Below are 21,622 nucleotides of genomic sequence, written 5' to 3' on the forward strand. Positions count from 1 at the left end.
GGTCACTCCTCGTCGTGGTCGGTGGACAGCAGTTCTGCGAGCGCGTCGAGCACCGACTCGGCGCCGTCGCCGTCGGCGGTGAGGGTGACGTAGTCGCCCTGCTCGGCGCCGAGCGAGATCACGCCGAGGATGCTCGCGGCGTTCACCGGAGCACCGGAGCCCTTCGCGACGGTGACGGGGATGCCGGCATCCCGCGCGGCCTGGGCGAAGAGCTTCGCCGGGCGCGCGTGGAGCCCGTGTGACGATCCGATGCGTACGGTCCGCGATTCGGCAGCCATGGCTTGACCTCTCTGTCTGGGTGGTTCTGTTCGGTTGTCGGTCCGGCGGCTACGGCTTGCCGATCGCCTCCTGGAGCAGGGCGAGCGTCCGGCTCCCGTCGAGATCCTGGAAGATGTCGTCGGGCAGCAGCACGACCGTCGTCCCGCGCACGGCCGCATCGTGTCGGATGCGCTCCAGCGCATGAGACAGGTGCGGCCCCACCAGGACCACGTCCGCGGCGTCGAGATCGATCGGAAGCGACTGCTCGGTGCCGGCGAACGCGGAGTAGGCGAGCCCTTCGGCATGCGCCGCGTGGCGCACGCGCTGTGCGACGAATGTGCTGGACGCACCGGCGCCGCAGACAACCAGGATCCTCATCGACCCGCCTCCTCTTGTGGCCATTCTTGTGAGTTGCCTGGGAGCGGACAACCACTCCTCTTTCCGCAGGGGCGGAAAACGAAGCGGCCCCCGGAAACCCGGGGGCCGCTTCGTGGGAGCGCTCCATCAGCTGAAGAACGCGTTCGCCTTCTTCGTGTAGAGGATGATCAGACCGATGAGGGGGAGGATGCTCGCCCCGATGGTCGCCCACAGGCCGAAGCCGTCGACGGTGAACCACGCGACGATCGCGAGGATGATGTCGATCGCGAACACGATCGCGAGGATCGTTCGGGAGGTGTTGCTGCCGCGGAAGAGCCCCAGGCTCACCGCGATCGTGATGACGCCGAGGATGATGCTCACCCACCCCGCCCACGAGAAGATGTGGAAGATGCCGCTGATGATCGTGAAGAGACCGTTGATCCACGCGATGATCGCGACGAGTGTGACGCCGAACGGGCGCTGACCTGCCATGTGCTGCTACTCCTTCGGGGGAGGACCGGATGGGCGGACTGCCCGCATCGCTCACGCTAGCGGTGGATGACCCCCGCCGCGACGAGGCGGGGCCCGCCGTCGCCGATCGTGGTTGACTTGGCAGGATCGGCGGTCGCTGCGCGGCACCGCCGCGAGACGCAGGGAGCACCGTGACCCGAGCCAGACAGGATCGTCTGATGAGCCTGCTCCTGCGCGACGGCGACTGGGTAACCGCCGGAGCCCTCGCCGACACTCTGGGCGTGACGCCGCGCAGCATCCGCTCGTACGTGACGGCGCTCAACGAGCGCGTGCCGACCGGCGTCGCCGTCGAGTCGGGCCCCCACGGCTACCGCGCCGGAGCGGATGCCGGCGCGGCGATGCGCAGCGTGCCGACCGTGACGGGAACGCCGCGCGACCGGCTCCACACGCTCGTCCGCGCGCTCCTGGATGCTCCCGACGGCATCGACGTGTTCGCCACCGCCGATGCGCTGTTCGTCAGTCCCGCCACGCTCGACGCCGACCTCGCACGCGTGCGCGCCCTGCTGGGCGGGACGCAGCTGACCCTGGAGCGCTCGGCATCGACCGCCCGGCTGCGGGGCACCGAGGCCGCGCAGCGCCGCCTGCTGTCGACGCTCGCGCACGACGAGATGGAGGCCGGCTCGTTCGACCTGGCGGCGCTGCGGCGCACCCTCGGAACGGAATCGGTCGGCGCCGCCGCGTTCGGCCCGTTCAAGGCGGACCTCGTCGCGCAGCTGGGCGAGCTGGGCTACTTCGTCAACGAGATCGGCATCGCCGACGTGCTGATGCACATCGCGATCGCGATCGACCGCGTGTCGCAGGACCGGCCGCTCGCGGCGACCGAACAGCCGGCATCCGAGGCGCAGACCGAGGTGGCCGGCATGCTGGCCGAGCTCGTCGCCCGCGACCTGGATGTGGTGCTGGGCGCCGGCGACCTGCAGCACCTGGCGACGCTCGTGCTCACGCGCGTGGTCGCACCCGGCGCCGGCGACGCGGGGCGGCGCGACTCCACCCGCGCGGCGCTGGACCCCGCCGTGGAGCATGCGGTCCGCGAGACCGTCGAGCGGGCCGCGGCGGAGTTCCTCGTCGACATCGCCCACGAGGACTTCGTCCTGCGCCTGGCCCTGCACGTGCAGAATCTCCGCCTGCGGGCGCGCGAGCAGGCGTGGTCGCGCAACCCGCTCACCCGTTCGCTGAAGTCGACGTACCCGATGATCTTCGAGGTGGCGGTCTTCATCGCCAGCGAGCTGGCGGAGCGGCTCGAGATCCCCCTCATGGACGATGAGATCGCCTACATCGCGATGCACGTCGGCGGTCGGCTCGAGCGCAGCCGTCGCGGCGACCAGCTGCTGACGGCGACGATCGTGTGCCCCGGCTACTACGAGCTGCACGAGCTGCTGCGCTCGAGCGTCGACCGATCCCTCGGGCAGGCGATCGAGGTCGTGGGCGTCGAGACGCGCGTCGACCCCGACTGGGACACGATCGGCACCGATCTGGTCCTGACCACGATCGATCCCGTCGCCTCGGGCGAGAGGTTCGTGCGCATCCAGCCGTTCCTCACCGACGCCGACATCGAGCGCGTCCAGTCCGCGGCCGGCCGCATCCGGCGGGCGCGCCGGCTGGCGCGGCTGCGCACCGAGCTCGAACGGTACTTCGACGCCTCGGCGTTCGTGCACGGGCTGGACGCCTCGGGCGCTCCCGAGGCGGTGATCCGGCGCCTCGGCGACCTCCTGATCACCCAGGGCGTGGTCGACGAGGCCTACGTCGAACGCGCGCTGCAGCGGGAGGAGCTCTCGTCGACCGCCTTCACCGACGCGCTGGCCGTCCCGCACGCCATCGGGATGACCGCCACCCGCACGGCCATCGCGATCGGCATCGCCGACCCGTCGATCCCGTGGGGGGACCGGCGCGTGCAGGTGGTCGCGCTCGTGGCGTTCTCGGAGAGCGACCGCGAGGCGTTCCAGACCGTGTTCGAGCAGTTCGTCGAGGTCTTCAACGAGCGCGAGAGCGCGCAGCGCATCGTGCGCCGCGCGACCGACTTCTCGGGCTTCCTCGACGAGCTCGTCGCCGTCATCGACGGCTGACCCGGCATCCGCCCCCGTCAGCCTCGCGCGAGACGTTCGCGCAGACCGATCCGCACCGCGGGCCACTCGTGCGGCAGGATCGAGTAGACGACCGTGTCGCGCAGCGAGCCGTCGGGGCCGAGGCGGTGGTTGCGCAGCACGCCGTCCTGCCGCGCGCCCAGCCGTTCGATCGCCGCGCGGGACTGCCGGTTGTGCCAGTGGGTGCGGAACTCCACGGCGATCGCATCGCACTCCTCGAACGCGTGCGAGAGCAGCAGCAGCTTCGCCGCGGTGTTGACGGCGGTGCGCTGGGCGTCCGCCCCGATCCAGGTGTGGCCGATCTCGACGTGCCGGTTGGGCTGATCGATGTTGCAGTACGTCGTCATGCCGACCGCGCGGCCGGTGTCCAGGCGCCGCACCGCCCACGGGTTCATGCCGCCCGCGGCATGCTGCTCCCGGCGCCACGAGATCTCCGCGGGCACGGCGTCGGGGCGGGGCACCGACGTGTACCAGGCGTGCTCGAGTCCCGCCGCCGCCTCGGCGAGGTCGCCGGCGTGCTCGGGGCCGAGCGGCTCGAGCCGCACGACGGCGTTCTCCAGGGTGACCGGGTCGTCGAGGCGCACACGTCGAGCGTAGGGCCTGCGGCGCGCCCGGGAGCGCCGGGGTCAGCCGATGCGGTCCAGCAGCTCGCGTGCGCCGGCCGTCACAGCGTCGAGGCGCGCCCGGGCCTCCTCGGCCGAGTCGGCGCGGACGTCCAGATACACCTTGAGCTTGGGCTCGGTGCCGCTCGGGCGCACGATGACGCGCGAGCCGTCGGTCAGCCAGTACCGCAGGACGTCCCCGGGCGGCAGTCCGTCGACACCGTCGCGCAGGTCGTCCGCATGGTGCACCGCGACATCGCCGATGGACTCGGGCTGCTTCTTGCGCAGCTTCTTCATCATGCGGCGGATCGTGTCGAGCTCCTCGACCCGGATCGAGATCTGGTCGCTCGCGAACGCGCCGAACGTGGCGTCGAACTCGTCCAGGAGGTCGCCGATCGACTGCCCGCGCCCGCGCGCCTCGGCGGCGAGACCCAGCATCGCCACGGCGGCCGAGATGCCGTCCTTGTCGCGCACCGTCTCGGGGTTCACGAGGTAGCCGAGCGCCTCCTCGAAGCCGAACACGATGCCCGGCGCTCGTGAGATCCACTTGAAGCCGGTGAGCGTCGCGACGAAGTCCAGCCCGTAGCGTTCGGCGATGACCTCCAGGCCGGGGCTCGACACGAGCGAACACGCCAGCGAGGCGCCCTCGGTCGCGCCCGCGTCGGCGGCGAGCCGTGCCGCGCGCCACCCGAGGAGCATGCCGATCTGGTTGCCGGTGAGCCGGCGCCAGCCGCCCTCGGCATCCGGGTCGGGCACCGCCACCGCGAGGCGGTCGGCGTCGGGGTCGTTCGCGATGATGAGCTCCGCGCCCACGTCGCTCGCCGTCTCGAAGGCGAGATCCATCGCTCCCGGCTCCTCCGGATTCGGGAACGACACCGTGGGGAAGGTGCCGTCGGGCTGGGCCTGCGCCTGCACCAGGACCGGCTGCGGGTACCCCGCCGCCTCGAGCACCTTCGAGAAGGTCTCGAGGCCGACGCCGTGCATGGCCGTGTACACCCACGTCATGCCGGCCGCGCCGGTCGACGCGGGGGCGACGGCCGCCGTGGCCTGGATGTACGCCTCGACGAGCTCCTCGGGCGCCTGCTCGAACGCGAGCGAGCGCGGCAGCGTCGTCACGTCGGCCTCATCGGCCATACGCTGGATGTGCGCGGCGATCTCGGCGTCGGCCGGCGGCACGATCTGAGCGCCCTCGTCGGCGCCGCCCAGGTACACCTTGTACCCGTTGTCGTTCGGCGGGTTGTGGCTCGCGGTGACCATCACGCCCGCGGCGGCGCCGAGGTGCCGCACGGCGAAGGCGAGCACGGGCGTCGGAAGCAGGCGCGGGAGCAGCACCGCGCGGAGCCCGGCGCCGGCGAACAGCTCCGCCGAGTCCTTCGCGAACACGTCGGAGTTGCGCCGGCCGTCGTAGCCGATGACCACGAGCGGCCCCTCGGCGATCGCCGGTCCCTCGGCCGCCGCGCCGTCGCCGACGGGTTCGGCGTCCTCGGGCGCCCAGTCCTCCGCGGCGGCCGCGTCCTCGTCCAGCCCGGTCTCGTCCTCGGGCTCGGTCTCCTCCTCCGCGTCCGCGGAGCCGGCGGCGACGGGCTCATCGGCCTCGAACTCCGCGTTCTCGGCCTCGAGGCGCTCGGCATCCGCGTCCGCCGCATCCGCATCCTCGACGGGGACGGCCTCGGCATTCGCCGGCGCAGCCTCGCCCGCCTTCTCGAGCAGGTACGCTGCGAGCCCCGCGGCCGCCTGCGCGACGAGCACGCGGTTCATGCGGTTGCTGCCGGCTCCCAGCGCTCCGCGCAGCCCGGCGGTGCCGAACGCCAGCCGGCTGCCGAAGCGGTCGTCGAGGACCGCGGCGGCGTCGGCGTCGCCGCGCTCGGCCGTCTCGATGATGGCGCGCAGCTCGGTGCGCGTCTCGCCGTCGGGATCCTGGGCCAGCCACGCGTGCGCCCGCGCGATCATCTCGGCGGCGTGCGGCCCGATCTCGGTGCTCGTCACCCCCGTCAGCGGCTCGTCGCCGCCCCACTCGCTCACAGCGCCTCGATCACGCGGGCCAGCAGGGACGTGATCACCGGCTCGGCCTCGCGGCCCGCATCGATGACCTCCTGATGGCTGAGCGGCGTGGTCTGGATGCCGGCGGCCATGTTGGTGATGAGCGAGAATCCGAGGATCTCCATGCCGGCCTGCCGCGCGGCGATCGCCTCGAGCGCCGTCGACATGCCGACGATGTGCCCGCCGATCGTCCCCGCCATCCGCACTTCGGCGGGCGTCTCGTACTGGGGCCCCCGGAACTGGCAGTACACGCCTTCGTCGAGCGAGGGGTCGATCGTGCGCGCGAGATCGCGCAGTCGCATCGAGTACAGATCGGTCAGGTCGACGAAGGTCGCGCCCTCGAGGGGCGAGTCGCCGGTGAGGTTGATGTGGTCGGCGATGAGGACGGGCTGCCCGGGACGCCAGCCCCTCTTGATCCCGCCGGCCCCGTTGGTCAGCACCATCGTCGTGGCGCCCGTCGCCGCGGCGGTGCGCACGCTGTGGACGACGCGCCGGACGCCGTGACCCTCGTAGTAGTGCGTGCGCGCGCCGATGACGAGGACGTGCTTGCCGCGCGGGGTCGCGATGCTGCGGAGCGTCCCGACGTGCCCCTCGAGCGCGGGCTTGCTGAAGCCGGTGATCTCGGTGGCGGGGATGGTGGCGGTGACCTCGCCGAGCAGCTCGGCGGCCTTGCCCCACCCGCTTCCGAGCGTGAGGGCGATGTCGTGGTGGTCGACTCCGGTGATCCGCGCGATGTCGGCGGCGGCGGCCGCCGCGATCTCGAACGGGTCGGCGGCCGGGTCATCCAGCGGATGGTCGTACGTGTCGGACATGCACCCACTCTAGGAAGGCGGGCCCGTCAGGGCCAGAGACACCCCGGGGGCGCGCTCGCAGCGTCGGACAGGGAAGAATGGGGAGCATGTCCCTGAGCTTCGAGCGCACGCAGTCCGTCGCGATCATCGGCGGCGGACCCGGTGGATACGAGGCGGCGCTCGCCGCGGCCCAGCTGGGCGCCGAAGTGACGCTCGTCGAGCGCGCCGGCGTCGGGGGCGCGGCCGTGATCACCGACGTCGTGCCGTCGAAGTCGCTCATCGCGACGGCGGATGCCGCGGTCGCCATCGCCGGCGCGAGCGACCTCGGGGTCCAGCTGTTCGCCCGGGGCGAGTCGGGCAGGCCGCTCAAGCCCGAGATCGCGATCAACCTGGGCGCCGTCAACAAGCGACTGCTGGCCCTCGCACGCCAGCAGTCCGACGACATGCGCGCGTCGCTGGTCGAGGCGGGCGTGCGCATCATCTCCGGCCAGGGACGCCTCGACGGCCCCGGCGCCGTCGTGGTGTCGACCGGGCCGGGCGGGACCGACTTCGACCGCGTCGAGGCCGACACGCTCGTGGTGTCCGTCGGCGCGTCGCCGCGCGAGCTGCCCAGCGCGAAGCCCGACGGCGAGCGGATCCTCACGTGGACCCAGCTGTACGACATGCCGGCCCTGCCCGAGCATCTCATCGTGGTCGGCTCGGGCGTGACGGGCGCCGAGTTCGCGGGCGCCTACATGAACCTCGGCGCGAAGGTGACGCTCGTCTCCAGCCGCGACCAGGTGCTGCCCGGCGAGGACAAGGACGCCGCGGCCGTGCTCGAGAAGGTCTTCAAGCGCGGTGGCATGACGCTGCTGTCGAAGTCGCGCGCCTCGACGGTGGAGCGCGACGGCGACGGTGTGACGGTGACGCTGTCGGACGGCCGTGTCGTCGAGGGCAGCCACTGCCTCATGGCGGTCGGCTCGATCCCCAACACCGCCGGCATCGGGCTCGAGGAGGCGGGCGTCCAGATGACGGAGTCCGGCCACATCCAGGTCAACAAGGTCGCCCGCACGTCGGTGCCGAACATCTACGCCGCCGGCGACTGCACCACCTTCTTCCCGCTCGCGTCGGTCGCGTCCATGCAGGGCCGCACCGCGATCTTCCACGCCCTCGGCGACACCGTGATCCCGCTCGAGAAGCGCCGCATCACGTCGAACATCTTCACGGCGCCCGAGATCGCCTCGGTCGGGTGGCAGGAGCACCACCTCGAGGCCGGGCACATCAACGGCGTCGTCCACAAGCTGCCGCTGGCCGCCAACGCGCGCGCGAAGATGATGGGCGTCAAGGACGGCTTCGTCAAGCTCATCGCGCGCGAGGGATCGGGCACCATGATCGGCGGCGTCATCGTGGGCCCCCGTGCCTCGGAGCTCATCTATCCGGTCGCGATCGCCGTCGAGCGGCGCCTGACGGTCGACCAGCTCTCGCGCGTGTTCGCCGTGTACCCGTCGCTCACGGGCGGCATCACGGACGTCGCCCGCGCGATGCATCCCGTCGACCGCGACGACCCCGAGGACTGAGGGCGGATGCCGGCGGCCCCGGCATCCGTGCGTCGGAGATTCGGCGCTGCGACGGAGCTCGCGGTCAAGTGGTGGATGCATCAGGCGGCGGTGGCGAGGTATTCGTTGAGTGCTTGGGCGGGGGTCTTCATGCCCAGGGTGGGGCGGGGGCGGCTGTTGATCTTGTCGGCGACCGTCCGTAGACCGTTCGCGTCCCAGGTCGAGAGGTCGCTGCCCTTGGTGAACCAGTGGCGCAGGAGCCGGTTGGTGTTCTCGTTCGTACCGCGCTGCCAGGGCGAGTGCGGGTCGCAGAAGTACACCGGCGCCTGCAGCTCGAGCTGGATGTCGGCGTAGTCGGCCAGTTCGGTGCCGCGGTCCCAGGTGATCGAGCGTCGCAGATGCCAGGGCAGCTGGTTCATCTCGCGGATCATCGCGTTCGCGACCTCGTCCGCGGTATGCCGTCCGGGCAGGTGCAGCAGCACCGCGAACCGTGTGGTGCGCTCGACCAGCGTTCCGATCGCTGACCGGCCGCCGGCGCCGAGGATCAGGTCCCCTTCCCAGTGGCCGGGCACGGCACGGTCCTCGACCTGCGCGGGACGGTCGCTGATCGTCAAAGCGTCCTTGAACGGGCTCGGTCCGCGGGCTCCGCTGCCATTGCGGCTCCTGCGCGTCACCCGCCCGGTCGACAGCCGACGGGCGAGATCCTGCCGCAACTGGCCGCGTCCCTGCACATACAGCGCCTGGTAGATCGTCTCGTGACTCACCCGCCAAGTCTTGTCGTCCGGATGGTCGCGTTCGAGCACCTCGGCGATCAGCTTCGGACTCCACCCGTCATCGATCCACTCCTCGACCCGCGCCGCCAAGCTGGCATTGGCGATCAGCTTGAACGGTTTCGGCCGACGGCGGGCACGCTGCGCATCCAACTCCGCGACCGCGGCCCGGTAGTGACCGTCACGGCCCCGATGACGGGCGAGTTCACGGGAGATGACCGACTGGTCACGCCCGATCCGACGCGCGATCTCACGCTGCGACAACCCCACCCGCCGCCCGGCCTGGATCTCGATCCGCTCCTCCAAACTCAACCCGCGACCGGGCCGCGCGCCAGGCCGCAAAGGATCGGGCACCGGGATGTGACTGCGACGTGTCGGCATGCCGACAGTGTCACGCCACCAGATCCCCACCGCGTCACCAGACGCGCCGATCAACGCCCCCGCCCGCACGAACGACAACCCCTGACACACCGCCAGGAACGCCGCGTCCTTCGCCGCCACCGTGAACCGCATCGCCGCCCCCCACCCTCAGGTGATGCAACGACCGTATGAATCCACCGAGGATCCGTGCGCGAGTCCTCCGACGATCGCGCGATTCTCCGACGTTCGCGACGCGGAAGCGGGTGAGGGCGTCAGCTGATCGTGAGCAGCAGGTGGCCGGCCGACACGGTCGTGCCGGGGGTCGCGCCGATCGCGCCCACGACGCCGTCCTTGTGCGCCTGGATGGGCTGCTCCATCTTCATCGCCTCGAGCACCACCACGAGGTCGCCCTTGACGACCTGCTGACCCTCGTCGACGGCGATCTTGACGACGGTGGCCTGCATGGGGCTCTTGACGGCGTCGCCGGATGCGCCGGCGACGACCGTCGGCGCGTGCGTGCGACGCGACGGCGGGACGGCCGCGGGGCGCCCCTTGACACCGGGAGCCGCGACCACGCGGTCGGGGAGGCTCACCTCGAGGCGCTTGCCGGCGACCTCGACGACGACCGTGTGGCGCGTCTCGGCGGGCTTGGGAGCCTCGAGCTCGCCGTCCCACGGGGCGATGTCGTTGTCGAACTCGGTCTCGATCCAGCGCGTGAACACGCCGAAGTCTCCGTCCTCGGCCGCGAACGCGGGGTCGCGCACCACCTTGCGGTGGAACGGCAGCACGGTGGGCAGGCCCGCGACCTCGAACTCGTCGAGCGCGCGGCGCGAGCGCTCGAGCGCCTCGGCGCGGTTGCGCCCGGTGACGATGATCTTCGCCAGGAGCGAGTCGAAGGCGCCCGAGACGGCGTCGCCGGCGGTGACGCCGGAGTCGAGGCGGATGCCGGGGCCGCCGAACGTCTTGAACACGTGGATCGGGCCGGGCTGGGGCAGGAAGTTGCGCCCCGGGTCCTCACCGTTGATGCGGAACTCGATCGAGTGGCCCTCGGGCGTCGGGTCGTCGTAGTCGAGCGTGCCGCCCTCGGCGAGGCGGAACTGCTCGCGCACGAGGTCGATGCCGGTGACCTCCTCGGACACCGGGTGCTCCACCTGCAGACGCGTGTTGACCTCGAGGAACGAGATGGTGCCGTCGGCGCCGATGAGGAACTCGCACGTGCCCGCCCCGACGTAGCCGACCTCGCGGAGGATGGCCTTGGAGGCGGCGTAGAGGATCTCGTTCTGCTCGTCGGTCAGGAACGGCGCGGGGGCCTCCTCGACGAGCTTCTGGTGGCGGCGCTGCAGCGAGCAGTCGCGCGTGGAGACCACGATCACGTTCCCGGCGATGTCGGCCAGGCACTGCGTCTCGACGTGGCGCGGCTTGTCGAGGTACTTCTCGACGAAGCACTCGCCGCGGCCGAAGGCCGTGATCGCCTCGCGCGTGGCCGACTCGAACATCTCGGCGACCTCGTCGAACTCGCGCGCGACCTTGAGCCCGCGCCCGCCGCCGCCGTACGCGGCCTTGATCGCGATGGGCAGGCCGTGCTCCTCGGCGAACGCGACGACCTCCTCGGCGCCGGCGACCGGGCCCGGGGTTCCGGGGGCCAGCGGCGCGCCGACCTTCTCGGCGACGTGGCGGGCGGTGACCTTGTCGCCCAGGGCCTCGATGGCCTCGGGGCTCGGGCCGATCCACACGAGACCGGCGTTCATGACCGCGCGCGCGAAGTCGGCGTTCTCGGCGAGGAAGCCGTAGCCGGGGTGCACGGCGTCGGCGCCGGAGCGGCGGGCGACGGAGAGGATCTTGTCGATCGACAGGTAGGTCTCGGCGCTGGTGTCGCCGTCGAGCGCGTACGCCTCGTCGGCGAGGCGTGCGTGGAGGGCGTCGCGGTCCTGATCGGCGTAGACGGCGACCGAGCCCTTGCCGGCGTCTCGCGCGGCACGGATGACACGGACGGCGATCTCGCCACGGTTGGCGATGAGCACCTTGGCGATCTGAGGCATGACTGTCAGCCTACCGACGGGCTCGTTCGGTCCTTTGAGTGCTTTGTACAAGAACCGACGAGAAACGTGGGGCTCCAACTACAAGGATTGGAGGTTCTCGCCGGTGGCGCCGTCGGACCCGCCCACCGAGGGGTCGACCGTGTTCCACAGCGCCGTCCAGTCGGCGCCGACCTCGCGCACGAGACGCCGCAGCGTCGACACCGACATGCCGACCACCGTCGACGGATCGCCGTCCACGTGCGTGATGAACGCGCCGCCGAGACTGTCGACGGTGAAGGCTCCCGCCACCTGCAGCGGCTCGCCGGTGGCGACGTAGGCGTCGATCTCGGCGTCGGTGATGTCGCCCGCGAACGTGACGGCTGCCGCCGCGACGGCGTGCACCTCGTGCGGCGCGGCATCCGGCGATACGCGAACGACCGCGTGACCGGAGTGGAGGATGCCGGTGCGCCCGCGCATGTCGTGCCACCGCGCGGCGGCGTTCTCGGGCGTGTACGGCTTTCCCAGCACCCTGCCGTCGATCTCGAACATCGAGTCGCCGCCGATGACGATGCCGTCGAAGCCCGGGATGTCGTCGGCGAGCCGGGCGGCCACGTCCGCGGCCTTGCGCCGCGCGAGCAGCAGAACGTGCTCGTCGGGGGCGAGCACGCGCGCCTCGGCCTCCTCCACCGCGGCGATCACGGCCTCCTCGTCGACGGCGGGCGCAACGGTGAGGGGACGGATGCCGAACTGCTGGAGCAGCATGAGGCGGGCGGGCGACGTGGAGGCGAGGCAGACGCGCATGCATCCCACCGTAGGCTCAAGGGGTGACGGATTCGACCGCGGGGGCAGGCGACCTCATCGACCTCGACATCACCGGCGTCGCGCACGGCGGCGTGTTCGTGGGGCGGCACGAGGGGCGCGTCGTGTTCGTCCCCGATGCGATCCCCGGCGAGCGCGTGCGGGTGCGCCTGACCGACACCGGCAAGAAGTCCTTCTGGCGTGGCGAGACGCTCGAGGTCCTCACCGCCTCGCCCCATCGCCGTCCGCACATCTGGGCGGCCGCCGACGTGTCCGCCGCCCCCGCGGATCGGCCCGGCGGCGCCGACTTCGGCCACATCGACCTCGACCACCAGCGCGAGCTGAAGCTGCACGTGCTGCGGGACGCGCTCGACCGCATCGGCGGGCTGCCGGAGCTCGAGGCCACGATCGACGCCGCGAGCCCGATCCTCGGCGACGCCGGCGAGGTGGTCGCCGCCGAGAGCCCCGACGGCACCGGCTGGCGCACGCGCGTGAGCCTGCACGTCGACGACGACGGCCGCATCGGCCCCTACGCCGCGCGCAGTCACCGCGTCATCGCCGTCGACGACATGCCGCTGGCCACGGGGGCGATCGAGCGAGCGGCGGCGAAGCTCACGTCGCGCGAGCCTGGGCGCATCGACCTCGTCCAGCCCGCGGACGGGCGCGTCCGCGTCCTGCCGCGGCCGCGCCACGTCGGCCGTCCGTCCGGCCCGCGCAGCCGGGCCGTGCGCGAGACCGTCGTCGAGCGGGCGGGCGGCCGCGAGTTCCGGGTCGACGCGGGCGGGTTCTGGCAGGTGCACCGGCTCGCGGCGCACAACCTCGTCGAGCGCGTGGGCGCAGCGCTGAGCGGCACGGGCGTCGCGCCCGATCCGGATGCCTGGCATCTCGACCTGTACGGCGGCGTGGGCCTTCTGGCCACCGCCCTCGGGGACTGGGCGGGCCCGGCCATCCGGATGACGAGCGTCGAGTCGGACGTGCGGGCGACCGAGCACGCGGGGGAGAACCTCGCGGAGTGGATCGGTGCGCGCGCCGAGACGGACCGGGTCGACAGATGGCTCGCACGCCTCGCGCAGACCGCGTCCGCGCGCGACCGCGAACGGCTCGCGCGCGGCGCGATCGTGCTGGACCCGCCGCGCTCGGGCGCCGGCCGCGACGTCGTGGAGAGCCTGGTGACCCTGGGCCCGGCGGCCGTGGTGTACGTCGCGTGCGACCCGGTCGCGCTCGCGCGCGACCTCGCGACGTTCCGCGAAGCCGGCTACGAGGCCGATGCGGTGCGGGCGGTCGACCTGTTCCCGCACTCGCACCACATCGAGGCGGTCGCCGCGCTCACGCCCACCGGATCGCGAAGCTAGAGTGGCGGCTATGACGCGGGTCGCCCTCATCGACGACCACGAGTCCGTGCGGCTCGGGCTCGAGGCCGCGTGCCTGCGCACCGGAGACCAGGAGGTCGTGTTCTCGGGCAGCACGGTGGTCGAGTACCTGCAGTGGCGGGCCGGCATCTCCGCGCAGCCGGCGGACGTCGTCGTGCTCGACCTCACGCTCGGCGACGGCACGACCGTGACCGGCAACGTCGGCCGGCTCGTGAACGACGGCTCGAGCGTCATCATCCACAGCGTCGCCGACCGGCCGGCCGCCGTCCGCGAAGCGCTCGCCGCGGGAGCCGCCGGCGTCGTGAGCAAGGCCTCGCCGATCGACGACGTCACGGCGGCCGTGCGCACCGTCGCGCGCGGTGAGCTGCTCAACAACGTCGAGTGGGCCAGCGCCGTCGAAGGCGACCGCGAGTTCGCCGACGCCCAGCTGTCGGCCCGCGAGCGCGACGTGCTGCGCCTGTACGCGGCCGGCCTGCCGCTGAAGGTCGTCGCCGACCGGCTCGGCGTCGCCTACTCCACCGCGAAGGAGAACATCACCCGCATCCGGGTGAAGTACGTCGAGGTGGGCCGTCCCGCGCCGACGAAGGTCGATCTCCTGCGCCGCGCCATGGAAGACGGCATCCTCAGCGAATCCGGCGGCGATCCGGGAGGCCCCCGCGGTGCCCGCTGACGGCTCCGGGTCGCTGCTCGACCGCGCCTGGACCCAGATCCCCTCGGCGGGGCGCGAGGCGCGCGTGCCCGCGGGCTCGTTCACCCGGGCGCGCGTCGAGCGCATCATCGACGTGGTCGCCGCGTTCGGGTCGGTCGTCCTCGGGACGCAGTCGCTCCTGGTCGCGATCAGCACCCCCGCCGCCGAGCCGTGGTACCGGCAGCCGCTGATCATCGTCACCATGGGCCTGCTGGCGATCATGATCGCCGCCTGCATCGTGGGGCGCGCGGTGCGCGTGTCGGCGGGGGCGTTCGCCGTCATGTTCCTCCTCGCCCTGACGGTCTGGCCGATGTCGCCCTCGGCGCAGGTGGCCGTGCCCGAGCCGTGGATCTGGTACCTGGTCAACATCGCGACCCTTGCGGCCGTACTCGCGTTCCCGTTCCCTCTGCAGGTCGTCTGGACGGTGCTCACGCCGATCCTCTACGGCGTGGTGCGGATCGTCAGCAGCGACTTCGAGGCGGACCTCGGCTTCATCGTCGCGCTGGACGTGTCGTTCGCGCTGATCCTCGGCGGCGTGCTGCTGGCGCTCGGCTGGCTGTTCCGCGCCGTCGCCGCGAACGTCGATGCGACGCGGACGCAGGCCGTCGACGTGTACGCGCGGGCGGCGGCCGCCGACGCCGCCGAGCAGGAGCGCGTCGCGATCGCGGCGCTCATGCACGACAGCGTGCTGGCGGCGCTGATCGCCGCCGAGCGCGCCGACTCCGACCGCGCGCGGACCCTCGCGGTCGCGATGGCGCGCGAGGCGATGTCGGGTCTGGCCACCACCGAGCAGGAGTCCGGCTCCGGCAGCGACGAGCCGCAGGATGCGGCGCTCATCGCCGAGGACGTCGAGGCCGCCGCCGCCGAGATGGGGGTGGACCTGCACGTGACCCGCTCGATCTCGTTCGCCACGATCATCCTCCCCGGCCGCGTCGCCGAGGCGATCACGCTCGCCGCCGCGCAGGCGGTCGCCAACGCGGTGGAGCACGCCGGCGGGGAGGGGCTCGAGGTCACCCTCGACGCCGTGCGCTCGGGCATCCGTCTCGAGGTGCGCGATCGCGGGGGAGGGTTCGACCTCGACAGCGTGCCCGACGACCGACTGGGCATCCGCGGGTCGATCGTCGCGCGGATGGCCTCGATCGGGGGCACGGCACGGATCAGCAGCGACGCGGACGGGACCGTGGTCCGGCTGGTGTGGCGGGGAGGGCCGTCATGATCAGCGTGCGCACGATGCTCATCGGCCTCGGGTTCGCGTTCACCGCGTACCTGGCCGCGCGCGGTCTGTGGTGGAGCCTGCCGGTGCCGTACCCGCTCGTGATCGTCGTGGCCCTCATCTTCTACCTCGCGACGACGTGGCTGTGCCTGTTCTGGGAGCCCGCGCGGCGCCCCGCGGCGGCCGCGGCCCGGGAGGGCGAGGATGCGCCCCTCACGGCGGGCTCGCGGGGGCCGGCGACGCTGCCGCGATCGGCGGCGATCCTCGCGGTCGTGACGGCCGCCCTCATCCCCACGGCGATCTCGATCGCCGTGGGCGTCGACGCGCGTCAGGAGTCCTACGCGACGTGGTATCTCGGCGGGATCGGGGCGCTCATGACGATCGTCATGGTGCGCCGACGCCCGTGGTTCGCGTGGGCCGGGCTCGGCCTCCTGTCGGTGTCGTCGATGATCCTGATCGGTCCCGTCGCGGCGCTGTCGCTCGGCCTCGTCGGGTCGCTCGTGTGGGTGGCGGCCGCCCAGCTGCTGCTGCGGTCGATGGACCGCGCGGCGCGCGACACCGCTCGCCTCGCGCAGCTGCAGCGCGCCGCGTCGGCCTGGCAGGCCTCGCACGTGGTGCGCCAGCGCGAGCGCCGCGTGCAGGTGCAGCGCGCTCTCTCGGTGGCCGGGCCCATCCTCACGCGGGTGATCGCGACGTCCGGGCGCCTGGACGACGATGAGCGCCTCGAGGCGCGGCTGGCCGAAGGACGTCTGCGCGACGAGCTGCGCGGTCCGCGGCTGCTCGACGACGCCGTCCGCGACGAGCTCGATCGCGCCCGGCGGCGCGGCGCGACCGTCACGGTGCTCGACGAAGGCGGGCTCGAGGGCGTGGGCGACGACGAGCTGGTCGCCATCCGCGCGCGATTGGCCGAGACGCTGCGGGCGGCCGGGTCCGACCGGCTGTACATCCGCACGTCGCCCCACGCCGACGTCGCGGTCACCGTCGTCGGGCGATCGGACTCGGGCGAGGGCATGAGCGACGAGGACGCCGTCGACCTCTGGCAGGAGATCCCCCGTCCCCCGGCCGCCTGAGCGCGCTCGCGGCGCGCTCAGGCGCAAAACTCTCCCCGCCCCGGTGGGGGAGGGGAACCGGGACGGGGAGGAGAATCGGAAAGGCGAGGGGCGGCGAAGCCGCCCGCCCCTCGCCTGGCGGAGCGGTTACCCGAAAACCGTCCGCAAAGGGCCGAACCTGTTGCTGTCCGTGCAGCGGAGAGCAGGTCAGCCGAACGCTGATGCGTTCCAGCGATACCAAGTAAACCGGTCCGCAAGGGTTTCGTCTGTAGGTATTTCGGGGGACAAGATCGTCGGCCACACGGCGGCGCGGCCCACCGTCAGCAGGTCCAGGGACCCCAGCCGAGCTCGCGCCGCAGCGGCTCGCGCAGCCCCCGCGCCGACAGCTCCCAGCCGCTGCGACGCGCCGGCTCGTCGGCCACGGCGGTCTCGGCCTCGGTGACGTACGCCTCGCTGACCACCGCGACCAGCGCCGCGAGCTCGTCGTCGGTCGGCTGTCCGCGTCGCACATCGACGCGGACGCCGTCGTCCTCCGGGGTCGCCGCCGCGCTCACAGCGGGATGTTCCCGTGCTTCTTGGGCGGCTGGCTCGCGCGCTTGCCGCGCAGAGCGCGCAGAGCCTTGGCGATCGAGACGCGCGTGGCGGCGGGCTCGATGATGCCGTCGAGCTCGCCGCGCTCGGCCGCCAGGAACGGCGAGGCGACGTTGTAGGTGTATTCGTTGGCGAGGCGCGTGCGGACCGCCGCGACGTCCTCTCCCGCCTCTTCGGCGCGCTTGATCTCGCCGCGGTAGAGGATGTTGACGGCGCCCTGGCCGCCCATGACGGCGATCTCGGCCGTCGGCCACGCGAGGTTGATGTCGGCGCCGAGCTGCTTGGAGCCCATGACGATGTAGGCGCCGCCGTAGGCCTTGCGCAGGATGACCGTCACCAGCGGCACCGTGGCCTCGGCGTAGGCGTAGAGGAGCTTCGCGCCGCGGCGGATGACGCCCGTCCACTCCTGGTCGGTGCCGGGGAGGTACCCGGGGACGTCGACGAGGGTCACGATCGGCACCGAGAACGCGTCGCAGAAGCGCACGAAGCGGCTCGCCTTCTCGCCCGCCTCGATGTTGAGCGTTCCGGCCATCTGCGAAGGCTGATTGGCGATGATGCCGACGGTGCGTCCCTCGATGCGGCCGAAGCCGATCACGATGTTCGGCGCGAACAGCGGCTGGACCTCCAGGAAGTCCTCGGCGTCGACGACGTGGCGGATGACGTCGTGGATGTCGTACGGCTGGTTCGGGGAGTCGGGGATGATCGAGTTCAGCGCACGGTCGGCATCCGTCGTCTCGAACTCGAACTCGGTCTCGTAGACGGGCAGCTCCGACATGTTGTTGTCGGGGAGGAAGCCCACCAGCGTGCGCACGTAGTCGATCGCGTCGTCCTCGTCCTCGGCGAGGTAGTGCGCGACGCCCGAGCGCGTGTTGTGGGTGAGGGCGCCCCCGAGCTCCTCCATGCCGACGTCCTCGCCGGTGACGGTCTTGATGACGTCGGGGCCGGTGACGAACATCTGGCTGGTCTTGTCGACCATCACCACGAAGTCGGTCAGGGCGGGGGAGTAGACCGCGCCGCCGGCGGCCGGGCCCATGATGATCGAGATCTGCGGGATGACGCCGGATGCGGCGGTGTTCAGGCGGAAGATCTCGCCGTACTTGCCGAGAGCGACCACGCCCTCCTGGATGCGGGCGCCGCCGGAGTCGAGGATGCCGATGCAGGGCATGCCGTCCCGCATCGCGAACTCCATGATCTTGATGATCTTCTCGCCGGCGACCTCGCCGAGGGAGCCGCCGAACGTCGTGAAGTCCTGGGCGTACACCGCCACGGGCCGGCCGTGGATGGTGCCGACGCCGGTGACGACCGAGTCGCCGTAGGGGCGGGAGCGGTCCATGCCGAATGCGGTCGTGCGGTGCCTGACGTACTCGTCGAACTCGACGAACGAGCCCTGATCGACCAGCAGCTCGATGCGCTCGCGCGCGGTCAGCTTGCCCTTCGCGTGCTGCTTGTCCTTCGCCGTCTTCTCGGCGTCCAGCACCGCCTCCTGATAGCGCGTGCGGAGGTCGGCGATCTTGCCGGCGGTCGTGGACAGGTCGGGCTGTTCGGTCACGCGTTCCACACTAGCGAGCGTCCCCGCGCAACGGTTGGAGGGTTCGCACAAGGGCTGACGGCATCCGCTGTCGGATCCTTCGCCCGGGCCCCGGGGAGCCGTAACGTGGCGGCATGGTCCTGACCGCGCACATGTTCCCGCTCACCGGCGAGGTGAGCCCCCGCGTCGAGGTGGTCGCGCAGACGGGCTCGACCAATGCCGATCTGGTCCGTCACGTCTCGGCCGATCCCGGCGCGTGGCCGCATCTGTCGGTGCTGCTCACCGACGACCAGCGGTCGGGGCGCGGACGCCTCGACCGGGTGTGGAAGGCGCCGGCCGGCACCGCGCTGGCGATCTCGGTCGTGGTGAGGACGGATGCGGTGCCCGCGGCCGCGCGCGGCTGGCTCCCGCTGCTCGCCGGTGCGGCGATGACCCGCGCCGTCGCCGCCCAGGTCGCCGCAGCGTCCGTGAGCGCGCGGCTGAAGTGGCCCAACGACGTGCTGCTGTCGGGCGGGAGCGCGGGGGAGGGTGCGCGCAAGCTGTGCGGCATCCTCGCGGAGGTCGTGCCGGCCGATCCGGATGCCGTCGTCATCGGCGCCGGCGTCAACACCGCCATGCCCGCCGACGCGCTGCCGGTCGACACGGCCGTGTCGTTCCAGGCGGTCGGGCTGACGGCCGACGCGGACCGGCTCGTCGCGGACTACCTCGCGGACCTCGACGCCCAGCTGCGGGCGCTCGCCGCAGCGGGCGGCGACGCCGAGGCGGCGGGCATCCGCGCCGCGGTCGCGGGGCTGTGCGCGACGATCGGCGAGCCGGTGAAGGTGAGTCTTCCCGGCGGCGGCACGCTGGTGGGCATCGCGCGCGCGATCGACGCCGACGGCCGCCTCGTGGTGGAGGACGCCTCGGGCGCGGCGACGCCGGTGGGCGCGGGCGACGTCGTCCACGTGCGCTGAGGCGCGGCCCGCGCCGAGTGTGTCGCGATGTGGCGCGCCCGGGAGCGCGATGTCGCCGCCTCGGCCCACAATGGACTCATGACCCAGCCGACTCCGTACGGGGGCCGCCCGCAGACGCCGGCCCCGGGAGTCGAGGCGCCCGAGAAGCGCATCGCGCGCTTCCGTCCGCATGCGCGCGAGCTGTTCTGGCCCGCGGCGCTCCTGATCGCCGTCGCGGGCGCGTGCGGCTACCTCCTGGGCAACCTGCCCGCTCCGTACGAGGACTGGATGCTGCTGGCGGCGGCGGGTGCGCTCGTGCTGCTGGTGGTGGTCCTGCCGTACCTGTCGTGGCTGGCGCACGTCTACATCGTCACCACGCAGCGCATCATCGAGCGCCGCGGGCTGTTCGTCCCCCAGCGCCGCGAACTCGCCCACGTCCGCGGCTACACGGTCGAGCTGCGCCGCAGCATCCTGCAGCGGATGTGGGGAGCGGGCACGCTCGTGCTCGCCGGCGGCGTCGAGGAGCCGATGCGCCTGAAGAACGTTCCGAGCGCCTCCCTCGTGCAGGAGACGCTGGTCGACCAGATCGAGGTCAACCAGATCCTCGCGCACCGCGACGCGCAGTCCCTCCCGACCGGGCCCGTCGCCACCTGACGGCCGTCGGCTCACGACGGGGCGCGTCGTGAGGAAAGATGGAGGGGACGGAAGGAGCGGCATGGCGCTGCGTGTCGGAGTCGTCGGCGGAGGGCAGCTCGCCCGGATGATGATCGCGCCGGCGGTCGAACTGGGGGTCGAGCTGCGGGTGCTCGCCGAGGACGAGGGGATGTCGGCGGCGCTGGCGGCGACCGCGGTGGGGGACTACCGCGACGCAGAGACGGTGCTCGCCTTCGCCCGCGAGGTCGACGTGCTGACCTTCGACCACGAGCACGTGCCGCAGGAAGTGCTCGCCGCCGTCGCGGACGCCGGCATCCCCGTGCACCCGGGCGCCGCAGCGCTGCGGTTCGCGCAGGACAAGCTCGAGATGCGCGCGCGCCTCGCCGAGCTCGGCATGCCCCAGCCGGACTGGGCCGCGGTGTCGGGGACGGACGAGCTGCAGGCGTTCATCGACGCCCACGGGGGCCGCGCGGTCGTGAAGACGCCGCGCGGCGGCTACGACGGCAAGGGCGTGCGCGTCGTGTCGGCGGCGACCGAGGCGGAGGACTGGTTCGCCGCGCTCGCCGAGGACGCCCGCGGCGGGCAGCTGCTGGTCGAGGAGCTCGTCGACTTCACGCGCGAGCTCGCCCAGCAGGTCGCTCGCCGCCCGTCCGGCGAAACGGCCGTGTACCCGGTCGTCCAGACCCTCCAGCGCGACGGCGTGTGCGCCGAGGTGGTCGCCCCCGCGCCGCACGCAGGTGCGCGCCTGATCGAGGTCGCCGCCCAGGTGGGCACCGCCATCGCGTCCGGGCTCGGCGTCACCGGCATGCTCGCCGTCGAGCTGTTCGAGACGACCGACGACCGGATCCTCGTCAACGAGCTCGCCATGCGGCCCCACAACAGCGGGCACTGGACGCAGGACGGCGCCGTGACCGGCCAGTTCGAGCAGCACCTGCGGGCCGTGCTCGATCTGCCGCTGGGCGACCCGTCGCCGCGGCATCCGTGGTCGGCGATGGTGAACATCCTGGGCGGACCGCGCACGGACGCGCTCACGGACCGCTTCCCCGCCGCGATGGACGAGCACCCGGCGGCGAAGATCCACACGTACGGCAAGGCTCCGCGCCCCGGACGCAAGGTCGGGCACGTCAACTGCGCCGGCGACGACCTCGACGACGTCGTCTACCAGGCCCGCGCCGCGGCCGCCTTCTTCGCTGACTGACCCCTCAGTCCCCGCATCCGCCCCCTCCCTGCTGTTCTGCCGTCACGGCGCGATAGCACCGCTTCTGCCCGCTTGGCGGTGCTATCGCGCCGTGACGGTGAGATTGCGCTGCCGGGGGGTGCTGTTGCGCCGTGACGGAGAAGCTGCAGGGGCCGGGGAGAGGGCGGATGCCGTGCCGTTGCGGGAAACTCCCGGCGTCGCGGCCTAGCCTGGACGGGTGACCACGCCGCTGCATTCCTCCGAAGCGCCCCTGGTCGG

At 72.4% G+C, this 21,622-nt stretch carries 20 protein-coding genes; 9 read left to right on the forward strand and 11 right to left on the reverse strand.

Features of this window, described 5'->3' with window-relative positions:
• Positions 1–2 precede the first annotated feature (2 nt).
• From HD594_RS07895 to HD594_RS07905, 3 genes are all read right to left on the reverse strand, one after another.
• Positions 3–278, reverse strand: coding sequence for an HPr family phosphocarrier protein (locus tag HD594_RS07895; protein WP_184750419.1), 276 nt, complete (start codon positions 276–278; stop codon positions 3–5).
• Positions 279–327: 49 nt separating this feature from the next.
• Entirely contained in the window at positions 328–636 is a 309-nt protein-coding gene (locus HD594_RS07900) for a PTS sugar transporter subunit IIB (protein ID WP_184750420.1), read from the reverse strand.
• A 126-nt stretch (positions 637–762) separates the two neighbouring features.
• Positions 763–1,107: a hypothetical protein gene (locus tag HD594_RS07905; RefSeq protein ID WP_184750421.1), complete on the reverse strand. Its 345-nt coding sequence runs from the start codon at positions 1,105–1,107 to the stop codon at positions 763–765.
• Positions 1,108–1,304: 197 nt separating this feature from the next.
• Between HD594_RS07905 and HD594_RS07910 the strand changes: the two genes are divergently transcribed.
• Positions 1,305–3,209 carry a BglG family transcription antiterminator gene (locus tag HD594_RS07910; RefSeq protein ID WP_184750422.1) on the forward strand — a complete coding sequence of 635 codons (1,905 nt, stop codon included), beginning with the start codon at positions 1,305–1,307 and terminating at the stop codon, positions 3,207–3,209.
• 17 nt (positions 3,210–3,226) lie between these two features.
• Here HD594_RS07910 and HD594_RS07915 read toward each other — a convergent pair whose 3' ends face one another.
• The 3 genes from HD594_RS07915 to HD594_RS07925 all read right to left on the reverse strand — a co-directional run bounded on the left by HD594_RS07915 (position 3,227) and on the right by HD594_RS07925 (position 6,681).
• Positions 3,227–3,811 carry a GNAT family N-acetyltransferase gene (locus HD594_RS07915; RefSeq protein WP_184750423.1) on the reverse strand — a complete coding sequence of 195 codons (585 nt, stop codon included), beginning with the start codon at positions 3,809–3,811 and terminating at the stop codon, positions 3,227–3,229.
• A 42-nt stretch (positions 3,812–3,853) separates the two neighbouring features.
• A complete protein-coding gene (locus HD594_RS07920; RefSeq protein ID WP_184752672.1) occupies positions 3,854–5,779 on the reverse strand; it encodes a phospho-sugar mutase in 1,926 nt (641 codons plus the stop codon).
• Positions 5,780–5,847: 68 nt separating this feature from the next.
• A complete protein-coding gene (locus tag HD594_RS07925) occupies positions 5,848–6,681 on the reverse strand; it encodes a purine-nucleoside phosphorylase (protein WP_184750424.1) in 834 nt (277 codons plus the stop codon).
• An 86-nt stretch (positions 6,682–6,767) separates the two neighbouring features.
• Between HD594_RS07925 and HD594_RS07930 the strand changes: the two genes are divergently transcribed.
• Positions 6,768–8,216 carry an NAD(P)H-quinone dehydrogenase gene (locus tag HD594_RS07930; RefSeq protein WP_373877187.1) on the forward strand — a complete coding sequence of 483 codons (1,449 nt, stop codon included), beginning with the start codon at positions 6,768–6,770 and terminating at the stop codon, positions 8,214–8,216.
• 80 nt (positions 8,217–8,296) lie between these two features.
• On the opposite strand, the gene HD594_RS07935 is transcribed toward HD594_RS07930, so the two are convergent.
• The 3 genes from HD594_RS07935 to HD594_RS07945 form a co-directional block, all read right to left on the reverse strand.
• Positions 8,297–9,478, reverse strand: coding sequence for an IS30 family transposase (locus HD594_RS07935; protein WP_221446580.1), 1,182 nt, complete (start codon positions 9,476–9,478; stop codon positions 8,297–8,299).
• A 119-nt stretch (positions 9,479–9,597) separates the two neighbouring features.
• Positions 9,598–11,364, reverse strand: a complete 1,767-nt coding sequence (locus HD594_RS07940) for an acetyl/propionyl/methylcrotonyl-CoA carboxylase subunit alpha (RefSeq protein ID WP_184750426.1) — start codon at positions 11,362–11,364, stop codon at positions 9,598–9,600.
• A gap of 78 nt (positions 11,365–11,442) precedes the next feature.
• Positions 11,443–12,144 carry a Maf family protein gene (locus HD594_RS07945; protein WP_184750427.1) on the reverse strand — a complete coding sequence of 234 codons (702 nt, stop codon included), beginning with the start codon at positions 12,142–12,144 and terminating at the stop codon, positions 11,443–11,445.
• A 23-nt stretch (positions 12,145–12,167) separates the two neighbouring features.
• On the opposite strand from HD594_RS07945, the gene HD594_RS07950 reads away from it, so the two are divergent.
• The 4 genes from HD594_RS07950 to HD594_RS07965 are packed head-to-tail and all read left to right on the forward strand — an operon-like array spanning position 12,168 to position 16,482.
• Positions 12,168–13,493: a class I SAM-dependent RNA methyltransferase gene (locus HD594_RS07950; protein ID WP_184750428.1), complete on the forward strand. Its 1,326-nt coding sequence runs from the start codon at positions 12,168–12,170 to the stop codon at positions 13,491–13,493.
• Positions 13,494–13,503: 10 nt separating this feature from the next.
• Positions 13,504–14,181 carry a response regulator gene (locus HD594_RS07955; protein ID WP_184750429.1) on the forward strand — a complete coding sequence of 226 codons (678 nt, stop codon included), beginning with the start codon at positions 13,504–13,506 and terminating at the stop codon, positions 14,179–14,181.
• Positions 14,171–15,415, forward strand: a complete 1,245-nt coding sequence (locus HD594_RS07960; protein WP_184750430.1) for an ATP-binding protein — start codon at positions 14,171–14,173, stop codon at positions 15,413–15,415. Before HD594_RS07955 ends, HD594_RS07960 begins: the two co-directional genes overlap by 11 nt.
• Positions 15,412–16,482 carry an MFS transporter gene (locus HD594_RS07965; protein ID WP_184750431.1) on the forward strand — a complete coding sequence of 357 codons (1,071 nt, stop codon included), beginning with the start codon at positions 15,412–15,414 and terminating at the stop codon, positions 16,480–16,482. The genes HD594_RS07960 and HD594_RS07965 overlap by 4 nt, the downstream gene beginning before the upstream one ends.
• Positions 16,483–16,781: 299 nt before the next feature.
• On the opposite strand, the gene HD594_RS17175 is transcribed toward HD594_RS07965, so the two are convergent.
• Both HD594_RS17175 and HD594_RS07975 read right to left on the reverse strand, forming a co-directional pair.
• Positions 16,782–17,015: an acyl-CoA carboxylase subunit epsilon gene (locus HD594_RS17175; RefSeq protein ID WP_184750432.1), complete on the reverse strand. Its 234-nt coding sequence runs from the start codon at positions 17,013–17,015 to the stop codon at positions 16,782–16,784.
• Positions 17,012–18,601, reverse strand: coding sequence for an acyl-CoA carboxylase subunit beta (locus HD594_RS07975; protein ID WP_271171179.1), 1,590 nt, complete (start codon positions 18,599–18,601; stop codon positions 17,012–17,014). Before HD594_RS07975 ends, HD594_RS17175 begins: the two co-directional genes overlap by 4 nt.
• Before the next feature lie 113 nt (positions 18,602–18,714).
• On the opposite strand from HD594_RS07975, the gene HD594_RS07980 reads away from it, so the two are divergent.
• The 3 genes from HD594_RS07980 (at position 18,715) to HD594_RS07990 (ending at position 21,364) form a co-directional block, all read left to right on the forward strand.
• Positions 18,715–19,533 carry a biotin--[acetyl-CoA-carboxylase] ligase gene (locus HD594_RS07980; protein WP_184750434.1) on the forward strand — a complete coding sequence of 273 codons (819 nt, stop codon included), beginning with the start codon at positions 18,715–18,717 and terminating at the stop codon, positions 19,531–19,533.
• Positions 19,534–19,611: 78 nt separating this feature from the next.
• Positions 19,612–20,166, forward strand: a complete 555-nt coding sequence (locus tag HD594_RS07985) for a PH domain-containing protein (protein WP_184750435.1) — start codon at positions 19,612–19,614, stop codon at positions 20,164–20,166.
• 61 nt (positions 20,167–20,227) lie between these two features.
• Positions 20,228–21,364: a 5-(carboxyamino)imidazole ribonucleotide synthase gene (locus HD594_RS07990; RefSeq protein WP_184750436.1), complete on the forward strand. Its 1,137-nt coding sequence runs from the start codon at positions 20,228–20,230 to the stop codon at positions 21,362–21,364.
• Positions 21,365–21,622 lie beyond the last annotated feature (258 nt).

It is taken from the genome of Microbacterium thalassium (assembly GCF_014208045.1).
GTDB classification, from domain to species: Bacteria; Actinomycetota; Actinomycetes; order Actinomycetales; family Microbacteriaceae; genus Microbacterium; species Microbacterium thalassium.